10 protein-coding genes are annotated in these 12,277 nt (G+C 66.3%); 9 read left to right on the forward strand and 1 reads right to left on the reverse strand.

Going from position 1 to position 12,277, the window contains the following annotated elements; translation table 11 throughout:
• The first annotated feature begins 78 nt into the window (after positions 1-78).
• The 9 genes from OE647_RS04910 to OE647_RS04950 all read left to right on the forward strand — a co-directional run bounded on the left by OE647_RS04910 (position 79) and on the right by OE647_RS04950 (position 11,771).
• A complete protein-coding gene (locus OE647_RS04910) occupies positions 79-2,241 on the forward strand; it encodes a YbhB/YbcL family Raf kinase inhibitor-like protein (RefSeq protein WP_263720552.1) in 2,163 nt (720 codons plus the stop codon).
• A gap of 16 nt (positions 2,242-2,257) precedes the next feature.
• On the forward strand, positions 2,258-2,662 hold the full coding sequence (locus OE647_RS04915; protein ID WP_263720553.1) for a hypothetical protein: 405 nt from the start codon (positions 2,258-2,260) through the stop codon (positions 2,660-2,662).
• 12 nt (positions 2,663-2,674) lie between these two features.
• On the forward strand, positions 2,675-3,631 hold the full coding sequence (locus OE647_RS04920; RefSeq protein WP_263720554.1) for an alpha/beta fold hydrolase: 957 nt from the start codon (positions 2,675-2,677) through the stop codon (positions 3,629-3,631).
• Positions 3,632-3,701: 70 nt separating this feature from the next.
• A complete protein-coding gene (locus OE647_RS04925) occupies positions 3,702-5,033 on the forward strand; it encodes an ABC transporter permease (protein WP_263720555.1) in 1,332 nt (443 codons plus the stop codon).
• Positions 5,030-6,448, forward strand: a complete 1,419-nt coding sequence (locus OE647_RS04930) for an ABC transporter permease (protein ID WP_263720556.1) — start codon at positions 5,030-5,032, stop codon at positions 6,446-6,448. Before OE647_RS04925 ends, OE647_RS04930 begins: the two co-directional genes overlap by 4 nt.
• Positions 6,449-6,457: 9 nt before the next feature.
• Positions 6,458-7,147 carry a bacteriorhodopsin-like gene (locus OE647_RS04935; RefSeq protein WP_263720557.1) on the forward strand — a complete coding sequence of 230 codons (690 nt, stop codon included), beginning with the start codon at positions 6,458-6,460 and terminating at the stop codon, positions 7,145-7,147.
• Between the two features lie 31 nt (positions 7,148-7,178).
• A complete protein-coding gene (locus OE647_RS04940; protein WP_263720558.1) occupies positions 7,179-9,380 on the forward strand; it encodes a flotillin family protein in 2,202 nt (733 codons plus the stop codon).
• A 19-nt stretch (positions 9,381-9,399) separates the two neighbouring features.
• Positions 9,400-9,867: a hypothetical protein gene (locus tag OE647_RS04945; protein ID WP_263720559.1), complete on the forward strand. Its 468-nt coding sequence runs from the start codon at positions 9,400-9,402 to the stop codon at positions 9,865-9,867.
• Positions 9,864-11,771 (forward strand): hypothetical protein, encoded by a 1,908-nt coding sequence (locus OE647_RS04950; RefSeq protein ID WP_263720560.1) that lies wholly within the window; start codon positions 9,864-9,866, stop codon positions 11,769-11,771. Before OE647_RS04945 ends, OE647_RS04950 begins: the two co-directional genes overlap by 4 nt.
• An 8-nt stretch (positions 11,772-11,779) precedes the next feature.
• Here OE647_RS04950 and OE647_RS04955 read toward each other — a convergent pair whose 3' ends face one another.
• Complete coding sequence (locus tag OE647_RS04955; RefSeq protein WP_263720561.1) at positions 11,780-12,190, reverse strand: PaaI family thioesterase; 411 nt, start codon at positions 12,188-12,190, stop codon at positions 11,780-11,782.
• Positions 12,191-12,277 lie beyond the last annotated feature (87 nt).

The raw sequence follows: 12,277 nt of genomic DNA on the forward strand, positions 1-12,277 counted from the left end.
GCGCCTAAGCGCGGCCGGGTTTCCCCCAAGACCCACCCAACCTGAAACGCGGCCCCGGGCCGCGAAGGGAGAAGGACATTGTCCGCAGTTGCCGCAGAACTCGTCGATGTGAGGAAGACCTTCGGGCCAACCGTCGCGCTCGACCGGGTGTCCTTGCGCGCCTACACGGGCGAGGTGCACGCCATCATCGGCGGCAACGGGTCGGGCAAGTCGACGCTGGCCAAGGTGATCTCGGGCGTGCTGGTGCCCGACCGCGGCCAGGTCTCCATCTTCGGCAAAAGCGCCACCACCCCGGCGGAATCGAAGGCGCTCGGCATCTCCAACGTCTATCAGGAAGTGCTGGTCGCCGACGAATGCTCGGTGATGGACAACCTCTTTCTCGGCGCGGATTCGCTGTTCGGCACGGCCGAGCCGCACGATGTGCGCCACGCGCGGGCGCGCAAGATCATGGCCGAACTGCTGGGCTTCGATCTTGATCCTGACACGATCGTGGGCGACCTGCCGCTGTCGGTGAAGCAGTGGATCACCATCGCGCGCAGCATGCTGACGAACCCGCGCGTGCTCATCCTCGACGAAAGCTCCGCCGCGCTCGACTTCGAATCCACCGAGCGCCTTTTCCGCAAGATGCGCGAGATGAAGGCGCAGGGTTGCGCCATCTTCATCGTCACCCACCGCATCGCCGAACTGGTGCGGATCGCCGATCGTGCCACCGTCCTGCGCGACGGGGTGTCGGTGGGGACGCTGGAAAAGGACCAGATCACCGAGGAGAACATCCTTCACCTGATCGCCGGGCCGGAGCGCGAGCGGGCCCAGAGCGGAAGCAAGCCGGTCAAGCGGCTGGGCGAACGGCCGGTGCTCAGGATGGACGATGTCCGGGTCTGGCCGGATACGCACCGCTTCGATTTCAACCTCTATCCGGGGGAGATCGTCGGCATCACCGGCCTTGACGGCCAGGGACAGGCCGATTTCGTCCAGGCCATCGCCGGGGTCAAACCATTGCTCGACGGCCGCATCCATGTCGTCGATCACGGTGTGGCCGAGCCGGTCGTCAGCCTTTCGACCGCGCGCGAGAACGGCATCGCCTATGTCTCGGGCGACCGGAAGAAGGAAGGGATCTTTCCCAACCTCTCGATCTTCGAGAACATGAGCATGTCGATCTATCCGGAATACTCCGCGGGCGGGTTCTTCCGGTTCATCGACCGCCGCAAGCTTGACCCCGTCTTCGCGCATGAGACCGGGCAGCTTGCCACCAAGATGGGGAGCCCCGGAAACCTCATCACCTCGCTTTCCGGGGGAAACCAGCAGAAGATCCTGATCGCGCGCGCCTTCGCCGAACGTCCACGCATCCTGGTGCTGAACGACCCCGCGCGCGGCATCGACATCGGCGCGAAGCTGGATCTTTACCGCAACCTGCGCGAATTCGCCGGGCGGGGCCATGCCGTGGTGTTCCTGTCGTCCGAGGTCGAGGAGTTCCTGGACCTCTGCAACCGGGTCCTGGTGTTCCGCGGCGGCGTCGTCTCCTCGGCCTTCGAGCCGCCCTTCGACACGCATGTGATCCTCAACGCCACCTTCGGGCGCAAGGCGCATGCCCGCCTTCCGGGCGAGGAGGAGCATCACGGCAATGTCGTCGATCTCTGGCGCCCGCGAATCGACGAGGGCCGCCCAGCCGCCCGCCCGGTCCGCCAGCGCCCCGTCATCAGCCAGAGGATCCAGATGAACCAGTCAGGCTTTCTCCTGCTCGCCCCGGAGATCCCGCAAGGCGGCAAGGTGCCGGAGCGTTTCGCGGAGACGAACCGCCGCTCGCCCGCGCTTGAGTGGGAATCCGTGCCGGATGGCACGCAAAGCTTCGCGCTCGCCGTCACCGATCCGGACCTGCCGTCCGAGTTCGACTTCCCGCGCAGCTTCGCGCATTGGCTGGTCTACAACATCCCCGCCGACGCGCGGCACTTGCCGGAGGGCGCGTCGATGACCTCGGCCATGCCCTCAGGCTCGCAGGAGCTGAACTCCGACTTCGTGACCTTCGGCATTCCCGGCTTCGGGCGCGGCTACGGCGGTCCCTGGCCGCCCGACCGCGCCCATCGCTACATCTTCACGCTCTATGCGCTGAAGACCCGAACGCTTGACCTGCCGGCGGACGCGGACCTTTCCGCCTTCGCGGCGGCGGTCCTGCCCGTGACCATCGACCAGACCAGTTTCACTGCAACTTACGGCCCGGCCAAGGCGGCGCTGCCAGCGGCCTGAACGACAGGAGAATGCCATGAGCAAATACGGCGGCAGAAGTGCCTTCGACCTCGACTGGGTCGAACGCTGGGCGCGCCACGTGAATGAGGATCGCGTCCTTCCCAGGATCGGACGTTTCTTCACCGCGCGGTTCGTGCTGGGCATCGATGACACCGACTACCTCTGCCACGTGCGCAAGGGGAAGATCGAGAAGATCTCCGAGGGGCTCGAACCCTCGGACATGGGCTACGAGTTCGCGCTTCGCGCGCCGTCCTCGGCCTGGTCCAAATTCAGCCAGACCACCCCGCCGCCGATGTTCAACGACATCTGGGCGATGGCGCACCCCCTGCACAAGCAGCTTCGCATCGAGGGCAACCAGCTGACCTTCTGGCAGAACCTGAGGGCGCTGACCTGGATGCTTGCGCTGATGCGCGAAGTCTAAGGAGTTCGACAGATGAACAAGCACGACCCGATCGTAGGCCGCTACGTCTACGTCACCTGCCAAGGCAAGACCTATCGCACCTATTACGAGGAAGCGGGCGAGGGCATTCCGATGGTCTGCCTTCACACGGCGGGCGCGGACGGCCGCGAATACCGTCACCAGCTTTGCGATCCGGACATCCTTGCCAACTTCCGCGTTATCGCCTTCGACCTTCCCTGGCACGGCAAGTCGCTGCCGCCGGCCGGCTGGCACCTGATGGAGGACGAGTACAAGCTGACCACCAGCTTCTACGCCGAGTTCATCCTGGAGTTCTGCCGCGCGCTCGACCTGCGCAAGCCGGTCGTGATGGGCCAGTCGATGGGGGGCAACATCTGCCTCGAACTCGCGCTGCGCTATGAGAACGAATACTCGGCGCTGATCTCGCTCGAAGGTTGCGATCATAGCCCCGGCTGGTGGATCGACCCGCTGCACCATCCGCATATCCATGGCGGCGAGGCGGTCGCGACCTCGGTCTTCGGCCTCATGGCGCCCGACAGCCCCGACGAATACCGCTGGGAGACCTGGTGGTACTACGCCCAGGGCGGCCCCGGCATCTTCAAGGGCGACCTTTACTACTACTCGGTCGACAGCGACTACCGCGACAAGGTGCACAAGATCTCCGGCCGGATTCCGATCTACTTCCTGACCGGCGAATACGATTTTGCCTGCACCCCCGAGATGACGATGCGCACCGCCGAGAAGGTAAAGAACAGCGAATGCATCATCTTCGGCGGCGGCCACTTCCCGACCTCGGAGGACCCCGAGAAGTTCAAGGAAGTCGTCACCCCGGTTCTGAAGAAGATCATCCAGAACGACCCGGAGCGGCGCGCCGGCGGCGGCACGCGCGACTGGTCGGGCCGCGAGGGCGCGGCGCGCAACGCGCGCGCAAAGGGCGATCGTCCCTCGGAACGCCGCGTGATCGACCTCTGAAGGCGACTGTCTGACCCCTTGTTCCCCGCGGCCCGCCCGCGGGGAGCCAAACCCCGACGATGGAAAACCGATGGCCAACCGCGCCGCATCCTCGAACGCCTACCTGCTGGTGCCGATCGCGCTGATCGCGGTGCTGCTCTCGACGGCGGTCATCCGCGGCCCCAGCCTCGTGACGCCGGCAGGCGTCGGCAGCGCGATCATCGTGGCCGCGCCGGTGATCCTGGCGACCTACGCGCTCATGGTGCTGGCGGTCGCCGGACGCGGCACTGTCGATCTTGCCGTCGGGCCGCTGCTGGCCTTCATCAACGTCGTCGTCGTCAAGCTCAGCACGGCTGGCTATCTGTCGAGCCCCATCGCCACCTTCATCGTCGCGCTGGGGCTGGGGATGCTGTACCAGCTCCTGTTCGCGCTGATCGTCATCTGGGTGCGGGTGCAACCGATCATCGTCGCGCTTTCGGGCTTTCTGGCGCTGACCGGCATCAACCTCGTGATCCTGCCCCGGCCCGGCGGCGTGGCGCCGGAATTCATGCAGGGCTGGGGGCTTGGCACCTCGATCTTCTCGCCGGTGCTGCTGATCCTCGTGCTGGCGACGGGCGCCTGGTATCTGTTCACCGCGACGGCCTTTTACACCAATCTCAAGATGATGGGTTATGACGAACGGGCCGCGTGGACCTCGGGCGTCAAGACCGACATCGTCCGCATCGGCGCCCACCTGATCGCTGGCATCTATGTCGGGCTTGGCGCGATCTGCTACACCGCTCTGATCTCCTCGGGCGATCCGACCCAGGGCCAGAACATGACGCTGACGGCGGTGACCGCGCTGGTGCTGGGCGGTGTGTCGCTTTCGGGCGGGCGCGGGGGGGCGACAGGCGCGCTGATGGGGGCTGTCAGCCTCTGGCTGATCGGCTATGTGCTTGCGACTTTCAACTTCGGCGCGATCCAGGCGTTCATGACGCAGATGGTCTACGGGCTGATCCTGGTCCTGTCGCTTCTTCTGACGCTGCTTGTCCCGCTGATTTCGCGCTACATCCACTTCATCTCGCCCTGGAGCGCGTTCCTCGTGCTCGGACTGATCGTGATCGGGATCATGTTGCAGGTCGGCACCCGCGGGTCCTTCTCGTCCGATCCGGTGGCGGTGAGCGCGGCGCTGGCCGACCGCTATTTCCTGACCTTGCCCGCGCGCGTCGGACCGGGGCTTGGTCTGACCGCGACGCAGGCGATCGCTCTGCTGGCCGGGGCGGCTCTGCTGGCCTTCGTCTTCACCGCGCGGCTGGTGAACGCCGAAGCCGGTGCGCGGCGGATGGGGCTCTTCCCCTACGTTCTCGTCGCCGTCTTCATCCTCGCGCTCTTCGTGGCGCTGGTCGTCCAGCCTGAAACCACCTTGTTCGGAGGCGGGCAATGAGCATGAGCGAAAAGACCGGGCGCCTGTCGATGTTCCCGATCCCGAAATCCATCGCGATCGTCTGGCTCAACATCGCGCTGTCGCTGGTGCTTTCGGCGATCGCGCTGGGCGTGGGCTTCTCGCAAGGCAAGCTCGCCGCGCAGGAAGTCATTTTCTTCACCGTCATTCTCGCAGCAGTGCTGTTCGTGCTGCTCAACTACGTCGCGGTGGTGTTCGAGACCCGCGCGGCCGCCCGCGCCGCCGCGACGGAAGATGAGTCCGAGGCCGAAAGCGGCAGGGCGCGGCAGCTCTGGCACAGCAACCGCGTCCTGATCATCGGGATGGCCGGTCTCCTGGTTCTTTACCTTTTGATCACCGCCGGGGTGCCGGAATTCCGGTCGGTCAAGAACCTGATCGCCTTCCTGGTGCTGGAACTGATCCTGCTGTTCGCCTTCAAGGTATCGGGCTACTTCGCGGCGGGGCGCAGCGCCTTCATCGGGCTGATCGTTCTGGTGGCCCTGGTCGTCATCTCCGCCTTCTCTATCGAGGGGTTCCTTTCGGCCGCGAACATCCGGGCGATCCTGCTCTTCGCGGCGTTCCTCGGGATCGCGAGCGTCGGGCAGACGATGGTGGCCTTGATGGGCGGGCTGGACCTGTCGATCCCCTATGTCATCGGTTCGTCGAACATCGCGCTCTTGTTCCTCATCACGCTTGGCGTGCCCTCCTATGTCGCCTTCGGCTTCGTGCTGGTGCTTGGCGGGATCGTCGGGCTTCTGAACGGGATCATCAGCTTCCGGCTTCAGGGCCAGGCGCTGATCGTCACGCTTGGGACGGGGTTCGCCGTGGCGGGCTTCACGCAAATCATGACCTCGATCGGTTCGCAGTTCGCGGGCAACGTCTTCGGCACGGTTCCGGGCTGGCTTTCCAACCTCGCGGCGATGAACGGGCGGTTCTTCGGCCTGCCCTTCCCGCCGACCATCATCATCTGGCTCGTCATCGCCGTGGTCATGATCGTCGGGCTGCGCACCACCGCCTGGGGCCGCAACCTTTACGCGCTTGGCGGCAACCGCCGCTCGGCGAGCCTGATCGGCGTCAGCGAGGTCAAGTACTGGATCGCCGCCTATGTCGTTTCGGGCGTCTTCGCGGCGCTGGCCGGGTCGTTGCTTCTGGGCTGGTCCGGCGGCGCGTTCATCGGCGTCGGCGATCCCTATCTTTTCACCACGCTCGCAGCCGTCGTCATCGGGGGCACTTCGTTGCTCGGCGGTAACGGCGGCTATGGCTTTACGGTCATCGGTGTGCTGGTGCTCCAGGTGCTGACCTCGTTCCTCCTGGGGATCGGCCTCGAATACGAATGGCAGCAGTTCATCTTCGGGCTGCTGATCCTTCCCATGGTCGCGCTTTACGGCCGCTCTCCGCATATCCGCGCCACAGTCTAGGAATTCGGGATGTTTACGACGCTTTACACTTCTCAGGACGTGGTCTCGACGACCCTGGTGGGGCTCGCCTTGATGAGCCTCGCGGCCGCGATGCTTTCCTTTCTCGGGCTGAGCTGGTCCAACGAACGCTGGCGCGTTCCGACGGCGATGGTCGGCACGGCCTGCCTGGTGACGGCGGCCTATTACGCCGGGGCCGCGGGGTTCTGGCTAAGTGGCAACGCTGCGAGCGCCGGGGCGCGTTTCTCGGCCTGGTACACTGTACATCCGCTTCAGGTCGCCGCGGTGTTCTTCTATGCGCGGACCCAAGGGGCGGTGCCCGTCGGGGTCTTCTGGCGCGTCACCGGGGCTGCGCTCCTGATGACCTTCGGGCGCTGGCTGGGTGATGCCTCCTTCTTCAACCCGACGCTTGGCGCGCTGATCTCCATCGGCTTCTGGCTCTATATCCTGGGCGAGATGTATTTCGGCGCGATGACCGAGGCGGTGCGCAAATCCGCCCGCCCGGTGCGCCTGGGCTACTTCTGGGTCCGGCTGATCTTCACCATCGGCTGGGCCGTCTACCCGATCCTGCATTTCGTCGATGTGGTCATCGGCGTCGGCCAGGCGCCCGCGATCATCGTGCTCTACAGCGCCTTCGACATGCTCAACCTCATCGTTCCATCTCTCATCGTCGTGGCCGTGGCCGGCCAGGACCGCTACTGACCGCCTCCGGCTTCAAGGAAGGAAATCCGCCATGACTGGTGCCGACATCATCGCCGTCATTATCCTGATCACGATCCTGATCGCCGTCGGGGTCTACCTGCTCCACTGGCTCTACCGGCATTCGTCGAAGGACCAGAGCTTCGTCAGGACCGGCTCGGGCGGCGAGCGGGTCGTGATGGGCGGCGGCGCGCTGGTGATCCCGATCATCCACGACATCACCGTCGTGAACATGAACGCGATCCCGATCGAGATCCGGCGCCAGGGCGAACAGTCGCTGATCACGAAGAACAAGATGCGCATCGACGTCACCACCGAGTTCTTCGTCCGTGTGATGGCGACCGCGGAGGGCGTCTCGACCGCGGCCCGGACGCTCGGCGCCCGGACGCAGGACCCGATGCTGATGAAGGAAGTGATCCAGGGCCGGCTGATCGACGCCATGGCCACCGTCGCGGCCTCGATGACGATGGACGAGATCCACCAGAATCGCGGCGGCTACATCAGCCAGGTTTCTGCGCTGGTCGCCAAGGTGCTCGCCTCGAACGGGCTGGAGCTTGAGACGGCGGCGCTGACCGCGCTCAACCAGGCGGACATTTCCTATTTCGATCCCTCCAACCACTTCGACGCCGAGGGCCTGACCCTGATCGTGCGCGAGACCGAGGAGCGCCGCAAGCTCAGGAACCAGATCGAGAACGAGACCCGCGTGCAGATCAAGACCCGGGACTTCGAAGCCGAGCAGAAGGTCATCGAGATCGACCGCGACCTGGAATATGTCCGCATCGACCAGGCCCGCGACATCGCGGCCCGCAAGGCCCGCCAGACCGCCGAGATCGAGGCGGAGAACGCAAGCTCCCGCATCGCGGTGAGCCAGGCGCGCACCAAGGCCGACGAGGAAGCCGAGCGGGTCGCGATCGCCAAGGGCCGTGCGATCGAGGAAGAGCGCATCAAGTCCGAGAACGAGATCAAGGCGCTGGAGATCGAGCGCCAGCGCGACACGGAACTGACCGAGATCACCTCCCGCACACGGCTCGAGACCGAGCGCATCCAGACCCGCCGGCAGGTCGAGGCCGAGCGCATCGAACGTGAGCGCGAGATCCGCGAGGCCGAAATCAAGTCGCGGCTGGACATTGCGACCTTCGAGACGAAGAGCGACGGTGAGATCGAGAATGCCCGCACGGTGATGCGGCAGGAGGTCGAGAAGGCGCGGATCGACACCGAAAAGGCGATCGAGCTGCTCACCGTCGAGCGCGAGAAGGCGGTGCGCGTCTCGGAGGAGAAGGCGCAGGCTGAGAAGGACCGCGCCGCGCTGGCCAAGAAGCTCGCCGTCGAAAGCGAGCGGCTGCAGACCGAGGAAAGCATCCAGGAACGCGACATCGCGCGCCAGCACAAGATCCGTCTGGCCGAGACCACCAGCCGGCGCGAAGTGGAAGACGCGCGCATCGTCGCGGACCGCGAGATCGAGGAACTGCGCGTCGCCGCCGCCCGCTACATCGAGCGCTTTGAGATCGAGCAGAAGATGGAAATCGAGCTGGCCGACAAGCAGCGCCTGATCTCGGTCGTGAACAAGGCGATCGACGAGGCGGTCGCGCGCACCAAAGAGGCCGAGGCGCGCAAGAAGCTTGCGCTGAGCGAAGAGCAGGTCGAATCCGCGCGCGCCGAGGAAAAGGCAAATCGCGCCAAGACCGTCGAGGTCATCGATGCCGAGGCCCGCGCCAAGCGCGAGACCATCCGCCTGGTCCAGATGGCCGAGGCCGAGAAGGCCGCCAGCGAGCAGCGCGCCGAGGCCGATATCGCCGAGGCCAAGGCCGCCGAATACCGCTACGAGGTCGATGCCGAGGGCAAGCGCAAGCTGAACGAGGCCGAGAACCTGCGCAACGAGGACGCCCGCCGCAGCGCTATCCTGGAAGGCGTCGTCACTCGCCTGCCCGAGATCATCCGCGAGCAGGTCAAGCCGATGGAGAAGATCGACTCGATCAAGATCCTTCAGGTCGACGGGCTTCCCGGTCTCAACAGCCCGTCCGAGGGTGGGCGCAATGGCGGGGCTACGGGCGGCGGTGGCGGCGGCAGCGTGACCGATCAGGTCGTGAATTCCGCGATGAAGTACCGCACGCAGGTCGCCTTCGTCGATGGGCTGATGGAAGAGATCGGCCTGCCGCTGAAGAACCTCGGCGCCGCGGGCGGGATGCAGTTCAAGAACTTCCCGCCGAAAGGCGAGGGCGGATCGAGCGACGACTGATCGGGCGGGGTGAACGGCGATGGCAAGTCAGGACATGACCGACCGGCTCGACCGTCACGCGCTGGTGATGGCGATCTGGACGCCGGCGGTCTTTGCGGCGGCGGCGCTCCTGCATCGCGGCGTCCTTGTCGGCGGGGCGTGGTGGATCGCGGCGGGGTTTGCGGCGCTGCTGCTGGCCTTCGCCGGGCATGTGATCGCCAACACCGTGCTTGGCACCGGCTTCACGCCGGGCGAGACGGCCCTGGGGCTGGCCGTCTTCGCCGCCGCGCTTGGCGCGCTGCTGCTCTCGGCGCTGGTCGGCCCTGACGGGATCGGCGCAGATGTCTATCTCGCCCTCGGGCTGGGTTTCGCCGCGCTCGTCGTTGCCGTTGTCGCCTATCTTGTCATCGCGCACGGTCCGCGACGCGCCTTCGAGAAGTTCGACGTGATCCGTGACAACAACGCCCGGCGCGCATCGCGCCTGCCGCATCGCGGGGGGCGCCGATGACCGCGCTTCTTCTGTCCTGCCTGATCCTCGTCGCGCTCTACGCCCTTTACATCGCGGCGCGGGTGGCGCGGATCGGCGCCGCGCCAGAGACCTTCCTGGATGCCGGTGGAACGCTGCCCGGCTGGAGCGTCATCTTCCTCTTGCCGGGGCTCGCCATGACCGCGCTGGGAGTGGAGCGGCACCTGGGCCTGGTGGCGCGCTTCGGGCTGCAGGCCTCGCATGTGGCCGTGGGGATCGTCCTACTGGCGATGGCCGCGCTCTTGATCTGGAACCGGCTGTGGTTCGCCGCACGGATCGCCGGACTGGGTTCGCCCGGCGCGGCGCTTGGGCAGTTCTACGGGTCCATCACCCTGCGCATTGCGGTGCTGATCCTCGCGCTTCTTTTCGCGCTGCCCTTCGCGGCCGATGTCCTGTCCTTTGCCGCGGCGCTTTTGGAAACCGCGACGCAGGGGCTGTTGCCGCGCGCGGCGGGGGCCTGGCTTCTGGCGATCGCGCTGACCATCCCCGCAATCGTCGGGGGCTGGCGGGGAACCGTCCTGACCCTCGCGATGCTGTCCCTGTCGCTTCTCGCGCTTTTGCCCGGCGTCACCGTCTTGACCGAGCTGACGGCGGCGGAACGCGGCTTTCCTGTGATGCCCATCGTCGTTGCCGACGGTATCCTCTGGGACCGTCTGCCCGGCGTCGTGCGCTATATCGGCGGGGTCGGGAAGCATGTCCCGCAAGAGGGGATCTTTACCGCCGTCGCGGTCTCGTCCTCGGCCCTGGCGCTGCTGGGCCTCGTCCTGAGCCCGCCTGCGCTTTATCTCGGCCAGACGCTTCGCGCCGGGCGGTCGTTCGGTGTCGCCTCCGTCTGGCTGACGGGCGGGCTGACGGCCGGTCTGGTCGTTCTTTGCGGACCGGTGCTGGCGGGGCGCCTGTCGGGCGGTGTTCCCGCGCTTGCCGCGGCGCTGCATGAGGCCGAACCGCTGGCCGGGACGGCGCTGTTCCTGCTGCTGCTGCTGCCCGTGCTTCTCGCGGTCAGCTTCCTCGTGACCGGCGGCGCGTTGATCTGGACGCGCGAACTCGTCGTCGCCTACCTTTTCCCGGGTCTCGCGCCCGAGGCGCAGCGTTTCGCCGCCCGTGTGGCGATTGCCTTCACCTTCTTCTTCATGGCCTTCATGGCGAGCTTCCTGCCGCTCACTTCAGCGGTCCTTGCCTCCGTCGCGCTGCCGCTTTCGGTTCAGCTTCTGCCCGCGCTGCTGGGCCTCGCCTTCTTTCGCTGGATCGGCCGCGGGGCTGTTCTGGCCGGATTGACGCTGGGCTGCCTGATCGTCGTCTTCACCGAACCCTTGGGCCTGATCCTGTTCGAGGGGCTGTTCGTCGATCTGCCTTGGGGGCGCTGGCCGCTGGGGATCCATTCGGCCGCCTGGGGACTGGTCTTCAACCTGCTGCTCGTGCTTCTGTCGGCCACGGTCACGCAAAGGGCGCCCGACCGGTTTCAACGCGACCGGCTGCATGACGCGCTTCTGGCGGCAACCGGGCTCCGGGTCGGCGGTCGCGGGCTTCTTTGGGCGCTGGCGCTGCTTTGGGGGTTCTTCGCCTATGGCCCGGGCGCGATCCTCGGCAACACGTTCTTCAGCGATCCGATCTTCGCGCCCGGCCCGGCCGCGGCGCTGGGGGTCCCCTCCCTCTGGGTCTGGCAGATCCTGTTCTGGCTGCTGGGCGTCGTGCTGGTCTGGTGGCTCGCCTATCGGCTCGGCTTCGGCCGCACCTCCGAAGACCGGATCAAGCCGATCACGCTGGGCGAGGCGCCGGGGCTTCGGGTCCCTGACTGGCTGGCGGCTGGGGTGGCCCGGGTCACCGGCCGGGGGACGTTGCCTGCGGGACCCGTCGAGGCCCCGCGCCGCCGGGCCGCACGCCGATGACGGCGGCCTCAGGCGCGCTTGTCCCAGATCAGCGTCAGTTGGGTCTGCGTCACGATCGCCGCAGGCTTTCCATCGGGGCGCAGGACCGTGGTCTGCCAGATCGTGGTCGTTCGCCCCTTGTGCAGGGGTTCGCAGCGTCCGGTGATGCGGTCGCCGATCCGGATCGGCCGCAGGAAGTTGGTCTTGCTTTCCAGCGTCGTGGTGCTTTGCCCCTCGGACAGGTTGATGGCCGCGGCGACACCGCCAAGCGCGTCGGCGAAGGCCATGATCGCGCCGCCGTGCATGACGCCGTTGCGATTGCTGTGCGCGGGCTGCGTTTCCAGCGACCCGACGACGAGGTCGGGGGAGATCTCTTCAAGCCGGATGCCGAGATCCGCCGGAAAGTCGGGAAGCAGGTCTTGATCGAAGCTGTCGGGCATGCTGGCATCGCTGATGAGGAACCGGGTGCGACCACATGTGACCAGCCCTCGGGAAAAGGCAAGACCGCCATCGGCTGGGCCTATAAG

The sequence above is a fragment of the Albidovulum sediminicola genome, from assembly GCF_025751575.1.
Classification (GTDB): domain Bacteria; phylum Pseudomonadota; class Alphaproteobacteria; order Rhodobacterales; family Rhodobacteraceae; genus Albidovulum; species Albidovulum sediminicola.